General features: G+C 76.2%; 17 protein-coding genes. 5 read left to right on the forward strand and 12 right to left on the reverse strand.

The window, feature by feature from the left end:
* Positions 1-138 precede the first annotated feature (138 nt).
* The 4 genes from EKG83_RS24755 to EKG83_RS24770 form a co-directional block, all read right to left on the reverse strand.
* Complete coding sequence (locus EKG83_RS24755; RefSeq protein ID WP_033432410.1) at positions 139-618, reverse strand: (2Fe-2S)-binding protein; 480 nt, start codon at positions 616-618, stop codon at positions 139-141.
* Positions 615-1460: an FAD binding domain-containing protein gene (locus EKG83_RS24760; RefSeq protein WP_033432409.1), complete on the reverse strand. Its 846-nt coding sequence runs from the start codon at positions 1458-1460 to the stop codon at positions 615-617. Before EKG83_RS24760 ends, EKG83_RS24755 begins: the two co-directional genes overlap by 4 nt.
* Positions 1457-3778, reverse strand: coding sequence for a xanthine dehydrogenase family protein molybdopterin-binding subunit (locus EKG83_RS24765; RefSeq protein ID WP_228122188.1), 2322 nt, complete (start codon positions 3776-3778; stop codon positions 1457-1459). The genes EKG83_RS24760 and EKG83_RS24765 overlap by 4 nt, the downstream gene beginning before the upstream one ends.
* 79 nt (positions 3779-3857) lie before the next feature.
* On the reverse strand, positions 3858-4658 hold the full coding sequence (locus EKG83_RS24770) for a hypothetical protein (RefSeq protein ID WP_033432408.1): 801 nt from the start codon (positions 4656-4658) through the stop codon (positions 3858-3860).
* Positions 4659-4947: 289 nt separating this feature from the next.
* Between EKG83_RS24770 and EKG83_RS24775 the strand changes: the two genes are divergently transcribed.
* Entirely contained in the window at positions 4948-5943 is a 996-nt protein-coding gene (locus EKG83_RS24775; protein WP_033432407.1) for a GlxA family transcriptional regulator, read from the forward strand.
* A gap of 64 nt (positions 5944-6007) precedes the next feature.
* Here the strand turns inward: EKG83_RS24775 and EKG83_RS24780 are convergent, their stop codons facing one another.
* The 7 genes from EKG83_RS24780 to EKG83_RS24810 all read right to left on the reverse strand — a co-directional run bounded on the left by EKG83_RS24780 (position 6008) and on the right by EKG83_RS24810 (position 13860).
* Positions 6008-7501 carry an ArnT family glycosyltransferase gene (locus EKG83_RS24780; protein WP_033432406.1) on the reverse strand — a complete coding sequence of 498 codons (1494 nt, stop codon included), beginning with the start codon at positions 7499-7501 and terminating at the stop codon, positions 6008-6010.
* Entirely contained in the window at positions 7498-8256 is a 759-nt protein-coding gene (locus tag EKG83_RS24785) for a phytanoyl-CoA dioxygenase family protein (protein WP_051766244.1), read from the reverse strand. The genes EKG83_RS24780 and EKG83_RS24785 overlap by 4 nt, the downstream gene beginning before the upstream one ends.
* Positions 8246-10759, reverse strand: coding sequence for a glycosyltransferase (locus EKG83_RS48190; protein ID WP_211269155.1), 2514 nt, complete (start codon positions 10757-10759; stop codon positions 8246-8248). The genes EKG83_RS24785 and EKG83_RS48190 overlap by 11 nt, the downstream gene beginning before the upstream one ends.
* Positions 10756-12225, reverse strand: coding sequence for a glycosyltransferase family 4 protein (locus EKG83_RS24795; protein ID WP_084716666.1), 1470 nt, complete (start codon positions 12223-12225; stop codon positions 10756-10758). Before EKG83_RS24795 ends, EKG83_RS48190 begins: the two co-directional genes overlap by 4 nt.
* Positions 12222-13010, reverse strand: a complete 789-nt coding sequence (locus EKG83_RS24800) for a glycosyltransferase (RefSeq protein ID WP_228122189.1) — start codon at positions 13008-13010, stop codon at positions 12222-12224. Before EKG83_RS24800 ends, EKG83_RS24795 begins: the two co-directional genes overlap by 4 nt.
* Positions 13011-13222: 212 nt before the next feature.
* Entirely contained in the window at positions 13223-13483 is a 261-nt protein-coding gene (locus EKG83_RS24805) for a hypothetical protein (RefSeq protein WP_153278355.1), read from the reverse strand.
* Positions 13484-13491: 8 nt separating this feature from the next.
* Positions 13492-13860, reverse strand: coding sequence for an anti-sigma factor antagonist (locus EKG83_RS24810; protein WP_170191875.1), 369 nt, complete (start codon positions 13858-13860; stop codon positions 13492-13494).
* A gap of 386 nt (positions 13861-14246) precedes the next feature.
* Between EKG83_RS24810 and EKG83_RS24815 the strand changes: the two genes are divergently transcribed.
* The 3 genes from EKG83_RS24815 to EKG83_RS24825 are packed head-to-tail and all read left to right on the forward strand — an operon-like array spanning position 14247 to position 16375.
* On the forward strand, positions 14247-14621 hold the full coding sequence (locus EKG83_RS24815; protein ID WP_033432405.1) for a hypothetical protein: 375 nt from the start codon (positions 14247-14249) through the stop codon (positions 14619-14621).
* Positions 14622-14663: 42 nt separating this feature from the next.
* Positions 14664-15749 carry an S-(hydroxymethyl)mycothiol dehydrogenase gene (locus EKG83_RS24820; RefSeq protein WP_033432404.1) on the forward strand — a complete coding sequence of 362 codons (1086 nt, stop codon included), beginning with the start codon at positions 14664-14666 and terminating at the stop codon, positions 15747-15749.
* A complete protein-coding gene (locus tag EKG83_RS24825) occupies positions 15746-16375 on the forward strand; it encodes an MBL fold metallo-hydrolase (protein WP_033432450.1) in 630 nt (209 codons plus the stop codon). Before EKG83_RS24820 ends, EKG83_RS24825 begins: the two co-directional genes overlap by 4 nt.
* 11 nt (positions 16376-16386) lie before the next feature.
* Here EKG83_RS24825 and EKG83_RS24830 read toward each other — a convergent pair whose 3' ends face one another.
* Positions 16387-16632 (reverse strand): hypothetical protein, encoded by a 246-nt coding sequence (locus tag EKG83_RS24830; RefSeq protein WP_033432403.1) that lies wholly within the window; start codon positions 16630-16632, stop codon positions 16387-16389.
* 132 nt (positions 16633-16764) lie between these two features.
* Between EKG83_RS24830 and EKG83_RS24835 the strand changes: the two genes are divergently transcribed.
* Entirely contained in the window at positions 16765-17595 is an 831-nt protein-coding gene (locus EKG83_RS24835; protein ID WP_033432402.1) for an alpha/beta fold hydrolase, read from the forward strand.
* The last annotated feature ends 81 nt before the right edge of the window (positions 17596-17676 follow it).

Here is a 17676-nt window from a genome sequence, read left to right on the forward strand (position 1 = left end):
TTCCCTCCCGGGGCGACTGGGGGACGGCGGCGGGGCCGGCTCGACCTCGTCGCGCGAACCCGCACCCAGCATCGGGGACCGCGCCGGCCGGGGATACCGGCTTTGGTCCCGATCCGGTGGGGGCGACCGGCTCGTGGTCTAGCCCGGTGAGCCGGACGTCCCCGGGTCCTCGTCGCGCACCGCGGCGATGGCGGCGACGATGCCGTGGTAACCGGTGCAGCGGCACAGGTTGCCGGCTATCGCGGTGCGGATCTCGGCCTCGGTGGGCGAGGGGTTGTCCCGCAGCAGTTCCACCGCCACGACCAGCATCCCCGGCGTGCAGAAGCCGCACTGCAGGCCGTGGTGGCGGCGGAAGGACTCCTGGAGCGGGGTCAGGGACGTGGTCGCCAGGCCCTCCACCGTGGTGACCTCCGAGCCGTCCGCCTGGACCGCCAGGACGCAGCAGGACCGGGCGGTCGCGCCGTCCAGCAGGACGGTGCACGAGCCGCACGCGCCCTGTTCGCAGCCGACGTGCACGCCGGTCAGGCCGAGGTCGTGGCGCAGCAGGTCGGCGAGGGTGCGGCGGGGTTCGCAGTCGGCGGTGCGGGTGCGGCCGTCGACCGTGATGGTGATCTTCATCCGGTGGTCGCCCGTCGTAGTGCCCTGCGGGTCAGGACGGCGGTCATGTCGCGGCGGTACGCGGCCGGGGCGTGCAGGTCGTCGACCGGGTCGGTGGCGGACGCCGCCGCCTCGGCGGCCTCGGCCAGCACGCCGGGGGTGGGCGCCCGGCCGGTCAGCACCTCCTCCGCCGCGCGGGCCCGGATCGGGGTGGGCGCGGCGCCCGCCACGGCGATGCGGGCGTCGGTGACCACGCCGTCGGTGAGCACGACCGAGGTGAACACCGCCGTCACCGCGAGGTCGTTGGGGCGGCGGCTCAGCTCGGCCATGCCGTGGCGGGCGGTCGGGGCCGGCAGCGGGACGCGCACCGCGGTGAGCAGTTCGTCGGGTTCGAGCGCGGTGCGGTGCGGGCCGCGGAAGAAGTCGCGGGCCTCGACCTCGCGGGTGCCGCGGTGGCTCCGCGCGGTGAAGACCGCGTCCAGCGCGAGGAGGACGGCCGGGACCTCGGCCGCGGGGTCGGCGTGGGCGGCGCTGCCGCCCACCGTGCCGCGGTTGCGCACGGACACGTGGCCGACGTGCGTCAGCGCCTCGGCCAGCAGCGGCAGGGCGCGGGCCACCACCGGGGACGTCTCGGCCGTGCGCAGCCGGGTCAGCGCGCCGAGCACCAGCGCCGGGCCGTCCCGCTCGACGGTGGTCAGCGGCAGCCGCGACACGTCCACCACGAGCGCCGGCCGCCGCACCCGCGCGTTGAGCAGCGGCACCAGGCTCTGGCCGCCCGCCAGCACGACGGCGCCCAGCCGGAGCGCGTCCAGCGCGTCGCCCACCCCGCCGGCGCGGGTGTACTCGAACGGCGCGGCCTTCACCGGTCGGCCCCGGCGCGGATCGCCGCCAGCAGGTCCGGCGGGGTGATCGGCAGCGACGTGATCCGCACCCCGAACTCCGCCAGGGCGTCCTCCACGGCGTGCGCGATCGCCGCGCCGCCGCCGATGACCCCGGCCTCCCCGGCGCCCTTGAAGCCGCCGGGGACGTGCCGGGCGGGTGTCTCCATGTGGGAGACGCCGATCGGGGGCACGACGGTCGCGGTCGGCAGCAGGTACTCGGCGAACGAGCCGGTCAACGCCTCCCCCGACGCGCCGTAGGCCAGCCGTTCGTACAGCGCGCCGCCGATGGCCTGCGCCGCGCCGCCCGCCAGCTGGCCGTCGACGATCATCGGGTTGATGACCGTGCCGCAGTCGTGCGCCAGCAGGTAGCCCAGCAGCTCCACGACACCGGTCTCCACGTCGACCGAGGCGAGCACGGCCGTGCAGCCGAACGCCGTGGCGACGTCGACCGGGTCGTACACCTCGCGCTCGTGCAGCGTCGGCTCCTCGCCCTCGGGCAGCGCGCCGTGGAGCCGCCGGTGCGCCGCGTCGCCGATCTCGGCGAAGCCGACGGTGCGGCCGGGCACGCCCGCGACCGACACCACGCCGTCGTCGATCACGAGGTCGTCCGGCGACGCCTCGAACAGGTGCGCGGCGATGCGCAGCACCTTGGCGCGCAGGCGGGTGGCGGCGTTGAGCACGGCCGCGCCGCCGACCGCCGCGGCCCGGCTGGCCGCGGTGCCGTACCCGGTGTACGGGCTGGAGTCGGTGTCGTGGGCGATGACGCTGACGTGGTCCAGGGGCACGTCCAGGGCGTCCGCGGCGACCTGCGCCAAGGCCGTGAAGACGCCCTGCCCCATCGACATCTGCCCGGTGTGGACGACGACGTGCCCGGTGGAGTCGATGCGCACCACGGCCTCGTCGAACCCGGAGTGGTCGAGGCCGGCCAGGTTGATGACCCGCGAGGGCCCGAACCCGGACACCTCGTTGTGGAAGGCGTAGCCGATGCCGACGTGCCCGCCGCGGGCCCGCGCCGCGGCCACCCGCTCCGCCCACCCGGCGCGGCGCACCGCGTCGCGGCACAGGTCCAGGCACTCGCCGTAGCGGCCGCTGTCGTAGGTGAACACCGGGCTCTGGTAGGGGAAGTCGGTCACGAAGTTGCGGTGCCGCACCTCGTGCGGGTCCAGGCCGAGCCGGCGGGCCAGGGCCTCGACCACGTGCTCGTGCACGAAGTTCGCCTTGGGCAGCCCGTAACCCCGGTACGAGCCGTAGGGCGTCTTGTTGGTGACGACGCCGACGACGTTCATCTCGTAGGCCGGGATGGCGTAGGGCCCGGTCATGACGGCCGCGGTCGTCCAGCACGGGCTCAGGCCGACGGTGCTGAAGTTCGCGCCGAGCACGCCGTGCAGGGTGCCGCGCAGGCCGGTGATCGTGCCGTCGGCGCGGGCCGCCAGCTCGACCTCGATGCGCTGCTCGCGCGAGTGCACGGTGGCGACGAAGCTCTCCCGCCGGTCCTCGACGAGCTTGACCGGCCGCCCGGTGGCGCGGGACAGCACCGCGGCCACCACCTCCTCGCCGTAGAACTCGAACTTGTTGCCGAACCCGCCGCCGACGTCGGGCACCCGCACCCGCACCTTGTTCACCGGCAGGCCCAGGACCTCCGCGAACAGCTCGCGGGCCAGGTGCGGCGCCTGGGTGTTGAGCCACACGTCCAGGTACGAGGTGAACGGGTCCCAGGTCGCCACCACGCCGCGCGTCTCCAGGGGCGCGCCCATCTGCCGGGCGAAGCGGAACGTCTCGCGCAGCACCACGTCGGCCCGCTCGAACGCCCCCGCCACGTCGCCCCGCGCCACCACCGCGCGCCCGGCGACGTTGTCCGGCCAGTCCTCGTGCAGGCGGGGCGCGTCCGGCGCCAGGGCCTGCTCCAGGGTCGTGACGGCGGGCAGCGGCGCGTACTCGACGTCGACCAGCTCCAGCGCGTCCTCGGCCGTGGCCCGGTCGACCGCGGCGACGGCCGCCACCCCGTGCCCCTGGTAGAGCACCTTGTCCACGGCCAGCGGGTACGCCACCGGCTCCGGCGCGTCGGGCGCGATCCGCCACAGCACCGGCTGCGGCCGGCGCACCGCGGCGCGCACGTCCGCGCCCGTCACCACCGCGAACACCCCGGGGTGGGCGGCAGCCGCGGTCGGGTCGACCCGCACGACCCGGGCGTGCGGGTGCGGGCTGCGCAGGACGGCCGCCTCCAGCAGGCCGGCCGGCCGCACGTCGTCGACGAACACCGCCCGGCCGGTGAGCAGCCGCGCGTCCTCCGCGCGGCTCACGCGCGCACCGATCAGCTTCCCGCCCACGGTCACCCCCGGTCGTCGGTCCCACCCTGGCACCCGGCGCGGGGGCGGGGAATCACGCAGTCGGCTGGTGCTGCTCCACCTCGTCGAGGGCGAGGGCGAGCACGCGCCGGTCGTCGTCGCCCAGCGGCCACGGCAGCCGGCCCGCCGGCTGGTCCTCCTCGGCCGCGGCGAGCCGCTCCTCGACCAGGACCAGGAGGATGTCCGGCACGCCGGTGCCCAGCAGCACCTCGACCAGCCGGCAGGACAGCCCGGGGTACGGGAACCGCGCGGCCCGGCGGCTCGCCCGCGCCTCGTGCCAGATCCGGCGCGTCGCCTCCGGGCCCTCGACGTGGGCGGCGTCGTGCAGCAGCCGGTACCAGCCGACGTCGGCGCGGTCCGCGGTGCCGGTGAACTCGCCCCACAGGTCGACCTCGGCGACCTCGCGGAACAGCGCGAGCGCCGCGGCGCGGTCACCGGCCTCGTAGAGCGCGTGGGCGCGTTCCAGCTTGGCGTTGAGGAGCTGCCTCGGGGAGGCGCCGTGCTCGGCCTTGTACTCCTCGGCCGCGCGGGCGAGGACCGCGACGTCGCGCATGCGCTCGGAGTAGGCCCAGAGGTCCCCGGTCCCCGTGGCACCGCGTTCCTCGGCTTCGCGGAGCAGGGCGGTGGCGCGGTCGTTGTACCCGGTCATCTCCTCCGAACCGGCGAACTCCAGCGCCTCCAGGCAGCCGTAGGCCCCGGCGAGGGCGATGGCGCCGCCCGCGTCGTCGCCCGCGCCGCGCTCGTCCGCGACGCGCTCCCAGTCGGCGGGGTCGGGTGGCAGCTCACCGGCGGCGACCAGGGCGGTCACGGCGGCGGGGACGGGCGGCAGGTCCACGGTGCTCCTTCGGTTCGGTGCCGGGTGAGACCGCCCGCGCCCCGGTCCGGTTCCCCGGCCGCGCCCCCAGGGCGGCCGGGGAACCGGGATCGGTGCCGGGCGGCGACGTCGTCGTCGCACGCCCGCCACGGGTCGAGGCGCTGCCCACCGGCGTGCCGTCGCCTCCCTCGTCGTCGGCTCCCTCGTCGTCGGCTCCCCGCGGGACAGCGTTTCGCGGGCGGTGCGCTCGCGGGGCGGGTGGCCGTCGCACCGGTCCGCTTTCCTGGGATTCCTGTCGTACTGTGGCCGGGTGGAGGGGCGGCTGGTCGTCGTGGTGGGGTACGACGGGGTCGAGCTGGTGGACGTGGCCTGCGTGACGAGCGGGTTCGAGCACGCCAACCGGCGGGGCGCCGAACCGGCCTACCGCGTGGTGCTCGCGACCCCGGCGGGCCGGTCGGTGCGCAGCGACTCCGGGCTGGAGGTGCGCGGCCAGAGCGGTTTCGACGGCATCCGCGGCCGGCTCGACACGCTCGTCGTCTCCGGCGGGCTGGGCCACGTCGAGGCCGCCGCGGACCCGCGGCTGGTCGGCCAGGTCCGGCGCCTGGCCGGCGCGTCGCGGCGGGTGGCGTCGGTGTGCACGGGCGCGACGGTGCTGGCCGCCGCGGGCCTGCTGGACGGTCGACGCGTCACCACGCACTGGTACTACGCCCGCGAGCTGGCCGAGCGCTTCCCGCGCGTGCGCGTCGACGCCGGTCCGGTCTACATCCGCGACGGGGTGGTCGCCACGTCGGGCGGGGTCACCGCCGCGCTCGACCTGACCCTGGCCTTCGTCGAGGAGGACCACGGGCCCGAGCTGGCCCGCGAGGTGGCCATGGGCATGGTCGCCTACCTCCAGCGCCCCGGTGACCAGGCGCAGATCAGCCAGTTCACCGGTGTGCCGCGCCCGGAGCAGGCCCTCGTGCGGCGGGTGGTCGACCACGTGGTGGCCCACCTCGACGCCGACCTGGGCACCGCGAGCCTGGCGGCGCTGGTCGGCGTCAGCGAGCGGCACCTGGGCCGGCTGTTCGGCGAGCACCTGGGCACGACCCCGGCCCGGCTGGTCCGCGACGCCCGGCTGGAGGCCGCCTCCCGCCTGCTGGTCACCACGCGCGAACCGATGACCGCCGTCGCCCGCCGCTGCGGGTTCGCCTCGGCCGAGGGGCTGCGGCAGGCGTTCACGGCGCGGTTCGGCGTGCCGCCGTCGCGGTTCCGGGCGGAGCGGGCGCGGGCGCGGGACCCGGGCGCCGCGGGGCTGTCCTGGTCGTGAACCGCGCCTGCCGGTGCCGGTCGTCGACGCGGCCCGGCCGGGGGATCGGCGAGCACCGGCCCGCTCAGGGCGACACCACCTCCGGGATGTCCCGCCCCTCCCGCACCGCCTCGGCCAGCTCCTCCCGGTCCAACCGCCACACCACCGTGTCCCCGCCGGACGGCCCGGTGAAGCCGAACACCGGCGTGGCGTGCGCGGCCAGCCACGGCAGCAGGTCCGGGGAGGCGTAGCCGTAGCCCTGGCCCAGCGGCCGGCTCTGGGTCAGCACGTGGTCCGCCCCCGCCCGGTCCAGGGCACCCAGGGAGGTCCAGGTGCCGAACCGCACGTCGTCGGTCGACTGGTAGGCGAACTGGGCGGTCACCGTGGTCACCCCGACCCGCGACCCCGGCGGCAGCGCCGTCTCGAAGTACTCGCCCGCCCGCCGGTAGCCGTCGTCCGCCGCGGTCCGCGCCACCACCGCCAGCCCCAGGCCCGCGGCCGGCAGCACCAGCGCGGTGGCGGTGAGCACCGGGCGCAGCCGCGCCAGGAACCCGGGCGGCTCGACGTGGACCACGGCCGCCGCGAGCACGCCGGGCACCACCACGAAGTAGCCCATCTGCTCCTCCAGCGTGCCGAAGGCCAGCGCGAACACCCCCAGCGCGCCGGTCGCCACCGCCACCAGGCCCAGGGCCCGCCGGTCGGCGCGCGCGGACCGCACGGCCAGCAGCGCGGCGGGCACGGCCAGCCCCAGCAGCACGTAGGAGGTGCCGAACCTGGTCAGCTGGCCGACCAGCGCGTCCAGCAGGCTGGGGGCGTTGTCCGCGTTGAAGCCGGTGACCTGGTCCAGGCCGACCAGCCGGCGCAGGCCGCCGACCTTGTGCCGCCACCAGTCGGGGAGGCGGCCGGCGACCGCCAGCGCCACGACGTACCCCGCGTACGGCACGAGCCCGGCGCCCACGACCAGCGCGGCGTCGCGCAACGCCACCGTGCGCCGCCACAGCGGGGCCAGCGCCACCGGCAGCAGGGCCGGGACGACCGCGATGTCCTTGGTCAGCACCGCGCAGCCCAGCAGCAGCCCGGCCGCGGCCAGCACCGGCCGCGACGCGCGGGACAGGCCGACCAGCAGCACCAGCCAGCCCGCCAGCACCAGGGCGAACGCCGGGGTCTCCAGCATCACCCGGCTGTCCTGGCGCAGCGTGAACGGGTCGGCGGCCAGCACCAGCGCGCCGACCACCGCCACCGCCGGTCGGGTGGTGCGCGCCAGCAGCGCGTAGGCCAGCGCCACGACCGCCGCGCCCAGCACCGCGTTGACCCACCGCAGCCCGAAGACCAGGTCGATCGGGGTCGGTGGGAGGCCGAACAGCTCGGCCACGCCGCCGTTGAGCCAGAACGCCAGCGGCGGGTGCAGGTAGAACGCCTCGCCCGCCAGGTTGGGCCACTCGCCGCGGCCCGCCGACGAGGCCAGTCGGGCGTAGGTCAGCTCGTCGATGAACAGCTCGTTGGCCGTGGTCAGGCCCCAGGCCCGCAGGCCGAGCGCGAGGAGGGCCAGCGCGGCGCCGACGAGCCACGTCCGGGTCACCTGGCCGCCCCCGCGTCGCCCCAGCGGCGGATGTGGCGCCGGTGCACGGCGCGGTGCAGCCACGCGGCCGCCGGGACGAGGGCCCGCGGCCGGGTGAACTGGAGGATCCACGCGGTCCGGGTGGACGCGCCGAGGTTGGGGTGGGCGCCGTGCACGGTCTCGAACAGGTGCAGCGCCGCGCCGCCCAGCGGCAGCGGGCAGTCCACCGCGCCCGCCTCGTCCACGCCGACGGTGCGCAGCGCGCCCCGCCTGCCGGGCACCGGCTCGTGCGGCAGCACCCCGCCGAGGTGGCTGCCGGGCACGTACCGCAGGCAGCCGTCGGCCACCGCGACCGGCGCGGTGGGCACCCACACGTTGAGCCGCCGCTCGGGCAGGCCGGACCGCTTGTGCACGCGGTCCTGGTGCCAGACCGTCTCGTAGGCGCAGCCGGGCGGTTTGCGGATGCTGTGGTCGAACCGGAACCACGTGCCGGGGCCGAGGAGCCGCCGGGCCAGGTCGGAGCTGCGCCGGAACACCGCGGTGTCGCGCAGCGCGGGCGCGAGCAGCGACGGGTAGAGGATCTCGGGCACGTCGCGGCCGAACTCGCCGGCGGTGGCGCCCAGGTCGAGCGTGCTGGTCGCGGGCAGCTCGGCGAACCGCGCGAACAGCGCGTCGAGCGCGTCCGCCACCTCCCGCACCTCCGCGGGGGTGAACAGGTCGGGCAGGATCACGAAACCGTTCTCCGCCAAGAACTCCCGCACGTCCTCACCGACCACCGCCCACCTCCCGGTGCCATTCGCGCACTGCGGACAAGTACGCCTCCTCCTGTTGTCGGGCGATCCGGTCCCACGAGCGGGACCGGGCGAGTTCCCGGCCGCGCGCGCCCATCCGGTCGGCCCGGTCCGGGTCGACGGCCAGGTCGAGCAGCGCGCGGCCCAGGGCGGCGGTGTCGAAGGCGGGCACGCGCACCCCGACCCCGTCGGGCACGACCTCCCGCAGGCAGTCGATGTCGAAGGCCACCACGGGGCTGCCGCAGGCGGCGGCCTCCGCGGCGACGATGCCGAAGGTCTCGAACCGCGACGGCACCGCCACCACCGCCGCGGCGGCGAACAGCTCGAACTTGGCCCGGTCCGCCACCCGGCCCGGGAAGCGGACGCGGTCGGCCAGGCCCAGCGAGGCGGCGCGGGCGCGCAGCGCGTCCCCGTCCGGGCCGTCGCCGGCCAGCACGAGGTCGCCGGGCAGCCGGTCGGCGATCCCGGCGAACGCGGTCAGCAGCAGGTCCAGGCCCTTCTGCGCGGTCTCCAGCCGGCCGACGAACACCACGTCCCGCCCGCGCGGCACGGCCACCTCGAACGCGGCGGCGTCCACGCCGTTGCCGATCACGTCGACGTGCGCGGCGGGGTTCAGCGCGCGCAGCCGGTCCGCGACGCCCGCCGAGACCGCGACGAGCCTGCGGTGCGCCCGCACGCCCGCGCGTTCGACCAGGAAGAACGGCAGCCGGTACTGGCGGGACTTCTCGCGCGCGTTGAGCCACTGCACCACGCCGACGGTGGGCCGCCCGGTCCACCGCGGCGCGCCGGTCGAGGACACCGGGGCGAAGAAGTCCTCCACCACCAGGTCGGCCTCGCGGCGGCGGGTGGCGAACGGCAGCACCAGCGCGTAGCCCGCGATGCGCCCGAGGTGGGTGCGGCCGCGGCCCAGGCCCACGTGCTCGTAGCGGACGCCGTCCTGCACCCGGTCCGCGCAGCCGGGCCACCGGGTGGTGAGCACGGTGACGTCGTGGTCGCGGGCCAGCCTGCGGTTGACCTCGTGGGTGCGCACCGCGCCGCCGCCCGAGCCGGGCAGCGCCGGGTCCTCGAACCCCAGGTGCAGCACGCGCAGCCGGTCGCCGGGTTCGGCCGGCCCGGACTGGGAGCGCCGCACGCGGCGCAGCGCGAGCAGTCCGAAGAGGACCGCGACGACGAGCCACCCGGGTGACCAGGCGCGCACCGGCACCAGGACCGCCGCGGCGGCCAGCGAGGCGACCACGGGCCCGAGGAGGACGCCGCGGGTGCCGAGCGGTGTCCGCCACGCGATCAGCACCGCGCCCGACACCGCGCCGACGCACGCGCCCGCCGCCAGCCCCGGCACCCCGCCGAGGAACCACCCCGCGGTCGCGCCACCGCCGAGCAGCACCACGGCCGCGGCCAGGCCGGTCATCGCGCGGCGGTAGGCACCCCCGGCCTGCGACACGGTCACCAGCAGCGCGACCGCGCCGCAGGCCAGGCCCGCCACCGCGGTCGACGGCACCAGCGGCAGCGCGCCGGCCAGGTGGGCGGGCACGACCGGCCGCAGCACGCCCGCGGGCGCGGTGGCCAACAGGACCGCCACCGGCAGCCCCAGCCAGGCGTAGGCGCCGAGCGCGGCGCGCAACGCGGCCCGGCCGCCGGGCGCGCCCAGCCTGGGGTAGAGCACCACGGCCAGCGCGGTGGCGACGAACAGCGGCGCCCGGCCCAGCGCGGCCGCGAGCTGGAACGCCGCCGTGCCGTCGGTCGCCCCGGCCAGCACCGGCGCGAGCACCACGTCCGTGGTGGTCAGCACGCCCAGCAGCACCTGGACGCCGGTGCCCCCGGCGGTCTCGGCCCAGCGCGACCGGTCGCGCAGCAGACCCGGCCGCCAGGACAGGTCGGCCCACGCGCGCCCGCCGTTCGCGGCGACCGCGGCCAACCCGCCCACCAGCAGCACGGCCGAACCGAGCAGGAACGCGCCCAGCGCGCCCGCCGCGCCCAGGCCGGCCACCACCGCCACCCCGCCCGCGCCGACCCGGACCACGACCTCGGCCACCCGCAGCACGGCCAGCCGGCCGAACCGCGCCTCGCCCTGCAACCAGCCGACCGCGCAGCCGGACAGCACGATGCCCGCCACCGCGGCCGCAGTCGCCCCGACCACCGGCGGCGGCGCGTACACGGCCGTCACCGCGCCCAGCACCAGCGCCGCGAGCACCGCGCCGACCGCGCTCAGCGCCAGCGCGTAGGCCAGCGCGGCCCGCCGACCACCCGACCCGGCGGGGTGGGTGCGCACCGCCTTGGCCAGCGCCCACGGCACCGCCGCGGCGGCCGCCGTGCCGGAGAGCAGCAGCAGGGTCTGCCCCGCCGCGAACACCGCGTACTCGGCGCCGTCGAGCACGTGCGCGAGCAGGATGCCGTAGCAGTAGCTGACCAGGCCGACCGCCAGCGAGGCGGCGGCAAGGTGCAGCCCGGCCCGCGCGATCGGCGCGGGCCGCTCGACGACCGCCGTCACGTCCGGTCCGCCGGGTGCGCCGCGCCGGTCAGCAGCTGCTCCTCGCGGGCCAGCTCGATGCTCACCGGCTCGACCCGCCAGCGGGCCAGCACCGCCTCGGCGTCCACCTCGTCGCAGCCGTGCAGCAGCGCGGTGCCGTGCTCGCCGTCGACGCGGACCTGGTCGGTGAGCCGGCCGCGCGGCGGCGGCACGTCCCGGGGCACCCGGAAGCGCACCGCGGTGACCAGGTCGGCGCGGGCGGCGCGGCGGTCGGGGCGCGGCGCGGCGAGCCGGCGCCCCTCGGCGGCGAGCACCCCGGCCAGCAGCTCGGCGCTGCGGTCCCAGGTGAACGCCGACGCCCAGGCGCGGCAGCGGTCGGACAGGCGGGCCGCGACCGCGTCGTCGGCCAGCCGGGTGAGGGCGTCGACCAGCGCCGGCGCCAGCGCGGCCGGGTCGGGCACCAGCCAGCCGGTGCCGTCGTGGCGCACCGAGTCGTCGATGCCCGCCGCGGCCACGGCCAGGCACGGCACGCCGAACCGGTTGGCCTCCAGCACGGTGCAGCCCCAGCCCTCGCCCTGCGAGGTGGAGGTGGTCAGCCACGCCCGCCGCACCAGCTCGTCGCGCTCGGCGTCGGGCAGGCGGCCGTGGAAGCGGACGGCGCGGCGCAGGCCCAGCTCGCCCGCCAGCAGCTCCAGCCGACGGCGCTCCGGGCCGTCGCCCACCACCGAGACCCGCAGCCCGGGCACCGCCGGGAGCACGTCGGGCAGGGCGCGCAGCAGCCGGTCCAGCCGCTTGTGCGCGACCAGCCTGCCGACCACCACGACGGTCGGGTCGGGGTCGCGCGGGCCGGAGCGGTCCACCGGCGGCTCGTTGCCGTTGGGCACGATGAACGCCGGTCCGCGCAGGCCCAGGCGGGTGCGCACGTCGCGGCGGGTGGACGGCGACACCACGGCCAGCGCCCGGTCGCCGTAGACGCGCCTGCTCGCCGGGCCCTCCAGGAACCGGCCGAGCACCGCCACCGGCCTGCTGAAGTGGGCGTCGAACTGCTCCTGGTGCACGTGGTGCACCACCTGGACCACCGGGGTGGTGCGGGGTGCGAAGGCGGGCGCGAAGAACGGGATGCCGTTCTGGCAGTCGAGCACCGCGTCGAACAGCCGGCCGTGGCGCAGCAGCGCGGCCGCGACGGCGGCGTAGACGGAGAACGTGCCGCCGCGCCGCAGGACCTGGACGCCGTCGACGACCTCGCGGGCGGGGGTGCCCGGGGGGCGCGAGGTCAGCCAAGTGACCCTGACCCCGGCGGCGGCCCAGCGCCTGGCGACCTGGTGGGCGTACAGCTCGGCGCCACCGGCCCGGGGGTGCCGCACGTCGCGCCAGTTGAGGACCAGCACGGACCGGCCGCGCAGGGCGTCCAGGCCGTCGGTGCGGCGGGCGGGCGCCACGGTGATGTTGCCGTTGTTCCGCCGGCCGTTGCCGCCGTGGTCGGTCATGCCCCGGCCGCCCGGAGCCGGAGGGCGGCGCGGAAGGCGGGCAGGCCGTCGCGCAGGGGGCGGAAGCTGGACCGCGCGTCGTCGGTCCAGGCCACCGGCAGCTCGACCACGGTGCCGCCGGCCGCGCGCACGCCGCGCAGCAGCTCCACGTCGAAGGCGAACCCGGTGACCTCGCAGTCGACCAGCGCCTGCTGCACGGCCCGGCGGTGGAAGAACTTGAAGCCGCACTGGGTGTCGGACACGCCCGGCACCGCGCGCCGGGCCAGGGCGCGGAACGCGGCGCCGCCGACCCGGCGGACCACCGGCTGCCTGCGGACGATGCGCGCGCCGCCCGCGTAGCGCGAGCCGATCACCGCGGTCGCGCCCCGCTCCAGCAGCCGCACGGCCGCGCCGAGGGAGTCGACGGGGGTGGCCAGGTCGGCGTCGACGAACCCGACGAACCGCGCGGAGCTGGTCATGATGCCCCGCCGGACCGCGGCGCCCTTGCCCGCGATGGCGCACCCGATGACGCTGACCGGCACCGCGGCCTCGTCCGCGCCGGACCGGGCGACGCGGGAGGTGGCGTCCGCGCTGCCGTTGTCGACCACCACGATCCGCGTCGACCAGGGGCTGCCGGCCAGGTAGCGGGCGGTGGCGGCCAGCGACGCGCGCAGGCGGCCCGCCTCGTTGTAGGCGGGGATGACGACTTCCAGGTCGACCGCGGGTCTTCGGGACCACGCGCCGGTTGACGGTCGTACTGGTCGGGTCGGCGAATCCAGGTGCGGTAGTCGGCGCGTTTCGGTCACAGAGTTCCCCCTGCCGATGGTGAATGCCCCGCTAGGCCGCGCCGACCTTATGACACTGACGAGTGAATCTGTAAGCGTTCCAGGGTTAACCCTCAGTTACACTCGAAGGGACTACACACGATCGCGTGCAACACCATCACTCACCAGGGTTTTTCTTATTCACAGTGATACAGAACACAGTTGCCCGCATGGCACGTGAAAACTTCTCAAAGTTACTTGCCGGTCACTTTTTGACGCGCCGAGAGAATATTTCTACGGGTGCCGGAATTGTTAATAACCGCATTTTTCGGGTCTCGGCGGTCGCCAACCGCAATGCGGCGGTCCGAACCGGCGGGGACTCGCCACCGCGAAGGGATCCGACGCGGCGCAGCACCCGGTGCGGCGACCTCCACGGCGACCCCCTCGGCCGCCGACCAGACCAGCTCGGCCACCAACCGGACCAGCTCGGCCACCAACCAGACCAGCTCGACCACCAACCGGACTAGGAAGCGGCCAACGCCTGGTCCACCGTGGGGTGCACGACCAGAAGATCACCCAATCCGGTGAGCTGAACCGAGCGCATGGCCGGTGTGGTGTCGGTCGCCACGATCCGCAGCCGGGTGTCGGGCACCGCCTGGTCGTGCGCGGCGATCAGCGCCGCCAGTCCCGCCGAGGCGAGCAGGGCCACGCCCCGCAGGTCGACCGCGACCACCGCGGGGCGGTCCAGCAGCACCTCGTCGAGGACGCGGCGGAGTTCCGGCGCGGTGACCTCGTCGATCTCACCGGTGACGGACACCACCACCGCGTCGGGGCGCCGGCTGACCGCGGCGGTGAACTGCTGCGGGTTGGGGGGTTGCGTCGAGGCGTGCACGTCGTGGTCGCCCTTCCTCCGGTTCCGTCCGGCTGCTCCGGCCCCGGTGCGACGACCGGGTGAGCCGCCTCGGGCCATCAGCCCATCGTCACCCGCCCGGGCGAGTCGCGCCATTCAGGCGCTCCCACCCCAGGCCAACCCGCGTGTCCTCCACTCCCGCACCGCGTGTCCTCCACTCCGACACCGCCTGTCATGCACCCAAGCCCGGCGTGTCATGCACCCAGCTCCCGCGTGTCATGCGCTCAGCCCTCACGTGTTCGACGCTCAGCACCCCCGTGTTCGACGTTCAGCGCCCGCGTGTTCGACGTTCAGCACCCCCGAGCAGCCCCCGCCCCCGGCTCCCACCGGTCAACCCGCCCACCCCTTGGTGATCTAGCATCCGCTGGGTGGACAGGACGAGGCTGGGCGCCTGGGCGGTCGTCGCCCTGGTCGTGGTGCAGGCGGTGGTCACCTGGGCGTTCGTGCGCCCGACCGAGCTGACCGCGACCGGGCTGCTGCTCAACGCGGCGGCGGGCGTGTCGGCGGGGTGGCTGCTCCTGCGCCCCGCGCGCAACCGCTGGCCGCTGACGGCGTGGGCGGCCGGGTTCTTCGGCTGGCACGCCATCGGCCTGGTCACCCTGGCGGGCCTGGTGAGCACCGGACTCGACGCGGTGTTCGCGGTCGGGTGGCCGCGGGAAGCCCTGGTCGGGTACCAGGCGGTGCTGACCACCCTGGCCGGTTTCGCCGTCCACCTGCTCCTGCCCCGGCCGAGGACGGGCTGACCGCTCGCAGCCGCCGGACAACGCTCAACGAGGAGGAACCCAGTGGCACAGACGGTTCGCGGTGTGGTCTCGCGGGTCAAGGGCGCGCCGGTCGAGGTGGTCGACGTCGTGGTACCCGACCCCGGTCCCGGCGAGGCGGTGGTGCGCGTGCGGGCCTGCGGCGTCTGCCACACCGACCTGCACTACCGCGAGGGCGGCATCAACGAGGAGTACCCGTTCCTGCTCGGCCACGAGGCCGCCGGCGTCGTGGAGGCCGTCGGCGACGGGGTCACCGACGTGGCACCGGGCGACTTCGTGGTGCTCAACTGGCGGGCGGTGTGCGGGCAGTGCCGCGCCTGCCTGCGCGGGCGGCCCTGGTACTGCTTCAACACCCACAACGCCGCCCAGCCCATGACCCTGGCCGACGGCACCCCGCTGTCGCCGGCGCTGGGCATCGGGGCGTTCGCCGAGAAGACCCTCGTCCACGCCGGGCAGTGCACCAAGGTCGACCCGGGGGCGTCGCCGGCCGTGGCCGGCCTGCTGGGCTGCGGCGTGATGGCCGGCCTGGGCGCGGCGCTCAACACCGGCAACGTCGGCCGCGGCGACTCGGTGGCCGTCATCGGCTGCGGTGGCGTGGGCAACGCCGCCGTGGCCGGGGCGCGCCTGGCCGGGGCGACCACGATCATCGGCGTGGACCTCGACCCTCGGAAGCTGGAGTGGGCGCGCGGCCTGGGCGCCACGCACACCGTCAACGCCGCCGACGAGGACGTCGTGGCGCGGGTGCGCGAGCTGACCGGCGGGCACGGCGCGGACGTCGTCATCGACGCGGTCGGCCGGCCCGAGACGTGGGAGCAGGCGTTCTACGCCCGCGACCTGGCCGGGACCGTGGTGCTGGTCGGCGTGCCGACCCCGGAGATGCGCGTCGACATGCCGCTGATCGACTTCTTCTCCCGCGGCGGCGCGCTGAAGTCCTCCTGGTACGGCGACTGCCTGCCCACCCGCGACTTCCCGCTGCTGATCGACCTCTACCGGCAGGGGCGGCTGGACCTGGACGCCTTCGTCACCGAGACCATCGCCCTGGACCAGGTCGAGGACGCCTTCGCCAAGATGCACCACGGCGACGTGCTGCGCTCGGTGGTGGTGTTCTGATGGCCCGCGTCGACCACGCCGTCTCCCGCGGCACCTTCACCCTCGACGGCGAGACCTTCGACGTCGACAACAACATCTGGGTCCTGGGCGACGACAGCGAGTGCGTCGTCATCGACGCGCCCCACGACGTCGAGGCCGTGCTGGAGGTGGTGGGCGGCCGCGCGGTGAAGGCGATCCTGGCCACGCACGCCCACGACGACCACGTCCGCATCGCCCCGGAGCTGGCCCGCGCCACCGGCGCGCCGGTCCTGCTGCACCCGGACGACCGGGTGGTGTGGGACCTGACCCACCCGGACACCGCCCCCGACGGCGAGCTGCGCGACGGCCAGGCGGTCGAGGTGGCCGGGACGGCGCTGCACGTGCTGCACACGCCGGGCCACTCCCCCGGCGCGTGCTGCTTCCACGTGCCCGAGCTGGGCGTGGTGTTCACCGGGGACACCCTGTTCCGGGGCGGGCCGGGCGCGACGGGCCGGTCCTACTCGGACTTCGACACCATCATCGGGTCCATCACCCGGCGGCTGCTCCCGCTGGACCCGGACACGGTCGTGCACACCGGCCACGGGGACGACACCACCATCGGGGCGGAGGCGCCCCACCTGGCCGACTGGATCAGCCGCGGTCGGTGAGCCCCGTCCCGTCAGCGCCCACCCGGCGGGTGCACCACCCGCCGCTGCCCGAACTCGCCCGGCAGCCCCTCGTCGTCCGCCACCTCGTGGCGGTGGCCCGAGTGGGGGTGGCCGCCGCCCTCGTCACCGGTGGCGGGTTCCGGATCGGGGTCCGGTCGCCCGAGGTCCGGGCTGCCCGGGTGCCGGTCGGCGTCGCCCCCGGGCGGTACGGGCATGCGCACCTGCCGGGTCCCCTGCTGGTCGTCCTCGGTGGGCATCGGGCCTCCAAACCGGTCGTGGTGCGGCTGTCCGGGGGGCGTACCCGCTGGGCGGCGGGCGAACCACGGGTTTGACCGTCACTCGAATCGGTGAACTGGTGGGACGTGGTTCACCGAGAGGAGTCGGACGGGATGTCGAACGGTGGCGGGCCGCACCGGGTGCGGTGGGACGGCGGCACCCGCAGCCTGGAGTTCGGCGACCCGGGTGCGGACCGGCACGGCGGCGAACCCGTGGTCGTCGTCGTGCCCGGTCTCGGGGCCCTGGGCTACCTGGTGGACGCACTGGCGGGCTGCGCCGCGTGGTCGCGCCCGTTCCTGCTGGACGTGCCGGGCTTCGGCCACCGACCCCCGCGGCCGTGCGCGGCGGAGGTACCCGCGGTCGCCGACGCGGTGGTGAGGTGGCTGGACCTGGTGGTCGGGGACCGGCCGGTGGTCCTCGTCGGTCACTCCACCGGGGCGCAGGCCGCCCTGCACGTCGCGGCGCTGCACCCCGGACGGGTGGGTGCGCTGGTGCTGATGGGACCGACGTTCCCGCCGGAGCAGCGGCGGTTCCCCGGTCTGCTCAGGAACTACTTCCGCAACTCCCGGCGCGAGCCACCGGGCCTGCTGCCGGTGACGGTGCCGTACTACGCGCGCGGCGGTCCGCGCGAGCTGGTCCGGTTCGTGCGGTCCGGGCAGCGGGACCGACCCGAACAGGTGATCACCGGGGTCCGCTGCCCGACCCTGCTGGTGCGCGGCGAGCACGACGCGTTCTCGCCGCGGGACTGGGTGGACCGGCTCACCGCCGCCGCGCCCGACGGGTGGTCGGAGACGGCGCCGGGCGCGCACACGTTCCCCTACCAGCACGGCGGGGCGACCTCGGCGCTGATCGCGCGGGCGGCCCGCCGCGCCGGGCTGCTGGGCCCGGTGCCCTCGCCGGAACCGCTGCACACTCGCCCGAAAGGGTGTTCACCGGAGGTGTGACCAGCGGTTGCCCCGCCGACGCCCGGGTATCCGACCGGGGCGTCAAGCAGTCGGCGCGACGGACTTGATGGGAGGTAACGG

Origin of the sequence: Saccharothrix syringae, from assembly GCF_009498035.1 — a bacterium.
GTDB lineage: Bacteria > Actinomycetota > Actinomycetes > Mycobacteriales > Pseudonocardiaceae > Actinosynnema > Actinosynnema syringae.